Here is a 1679-nt window from a genome sequence, read left to right as displayed (position 1 = left end):
TAATCAGTTTAATCCTGAGTCAGACAAACTCCGCGTCAGACAAACTTCGCTTAAATCAACATTTGTAAATCCCTATATATTTGTATTTTAGCGAAAATTTAGCCAGAAGCTTATGATCAGAGTAAAGGGACACCTGCTTGTGAAGTTATCGATATGTGCATTATCGCTCAGTTCCTGCGCTTCATTAAAAAAAGGTACCGCTAAGAAACACAGCAGCGTACCAGCTACAGCTAATAATAACCGGGTTGAATTTATAGATGGCATTGCCACAAAACGCCCTGTCCGCAATACTTCCCGTGACGGCAACAGGGATATCAGCATCAGCAGGAATATTACCAGGGGCAGCGCCAACCTGGAAAATGCACAGAGCTGGCAATTCAAATATGCACAGTTGCTCGATGTGGCAGTAGAAGATGTATTGAACCAGAAACTGTATGGCTTTATCGACGACTGGTACGGTACACCTTACCGGCTTGGCGGTAAAACAAGAGACGGGATCGATTGCTCGGGATTCGTGAATACCCTCATGAATACTGTATTCCAGATGGGTCTTTCCGGTAACTCAGCCGATCTGTATACACAGGCGAAAAGAATAAAGCCGCATGATCTTCATGAAGGCGACCTGGTATTTTTCAGGATCCATCATAAACGTATTTCCCATGTAGGCATCTACCTGGAGAATGATAAATTTGTTCACGCCTCTACCAGTGCAGGCGTCATGATCAGCGATCTGAATGAACCCTACTGGAAACGTTACTTTGCCGGCGGAGGACGACTGTAGCCACCTCTACATATTTGTTTTATTGTTATTTTTATACGATTTTTACCGTTTTAACTTAACAACTGCACTGCGCAGTACTTTTTCATATCATGGAACTCGCTCCCATCGTATTATTTGTATACAACCGGCCAGAGCTGACTTTGAGCACTTTACAGCACCTGAGTGAAAACCGGGAAGCAGGAGAAAGTACGCTTTATGTGTATTGCGACGGCCCCAAAGCCAATGCCACTCCTGAACAGGTAGCCCTGGTAAAACAGGCGCGGGAAGTGGTGCACAGCAGGCAATGGTGTAAGGAAGTGGTGGTGCTGGAAGCAGAAAAGAACAAGGGCCTGGCTACCTCCGTGATAGACGGGGTTACTGAAGTGATTGCTAAACATGGAAAAGTAATTGTATTGGAAGATGACCTGGCAGTATCTCCCTACTTTCTGCAATACATGAACGATGGCCTCTGGAAATATGAGCAAAATGAAAAGGTGATCGCTATTCACGGTTATCTTTACCCGATCGAAATGCCTGCAGATTATAAGCCAGCCACTTTTATGATCCACGATCCCGGCTGTTTGGGCTGGGGCACCTGGTCAAGGGCCTGGAACAAGTTTGAAAGGGATACCGAAACGGTTATTGAAAAAATAAAAAAAAGCGGGCTGAAAAGAGCTTTTGATTTCTGGGGAGGTTATCCTTTTTTCAGGATGCTGCACCAGCAGAAGAACGGAAAGGTAAGCTCCTGGGCTATCCGCTGGAGAGCCACTGCTTACCTGAATGACATGCTGACCCTTTACCCGGTGAAATCCCTGGTAAGGCACGACGGCAACGTAGCCAGTGCTACCCATCATTTTATGGAGCACGATTATACCTACACGGAGATCTACCAGGAAAGGATTCCTGTAGAAGATATTCC

Annotated in this window: 2 protein-coding genes; both read left to right on the top strand. The window is 45.6% G+C overall.

Annotated features, from left to right (window positions below):
- Positions 1-112: 112 nt before the first annotated feature.
- Complete coding sequence (locus VN105_RS19935) at positions 113-781, top strand: C40 family peptidase (RefSeq protein WP_325643460.1); 669 nt, start codon at positions 113-115, stop codon at positions 779-781.
- An 89-nt stretch (positions 782-870) separates the two neighbouring features.
- A partial coding sequence (locus VN105_RS19930) for a hypothetical protein (protein ID WP_325643458.1) occupies positions 871-1679 on the top strand: 809 nt, incomplete at its 3' end.

Source organism: Chitinophaga sp., from assembly GCF_035564935.1.
Classification (GTDB): Bacteria; Bacteroidota; Bacteroidia; order Chitinophagales; family Chitinophagaceae; genus Chitinophaga.
The sequence above is the reverse complement of the archived record's forward strand: the minus strand, read 5'-3'. Positions and strand labels throughout refer to the sequence as shown.

Coding starts and splice junctions, on each gene's coding strand:
- VN105_RS19935 (WP_325643460.1), top strand. CDS start 113: ATGATCAGAGTAAAGGGACACCTGCTTGTGAAGTTATCGATATGTGCA.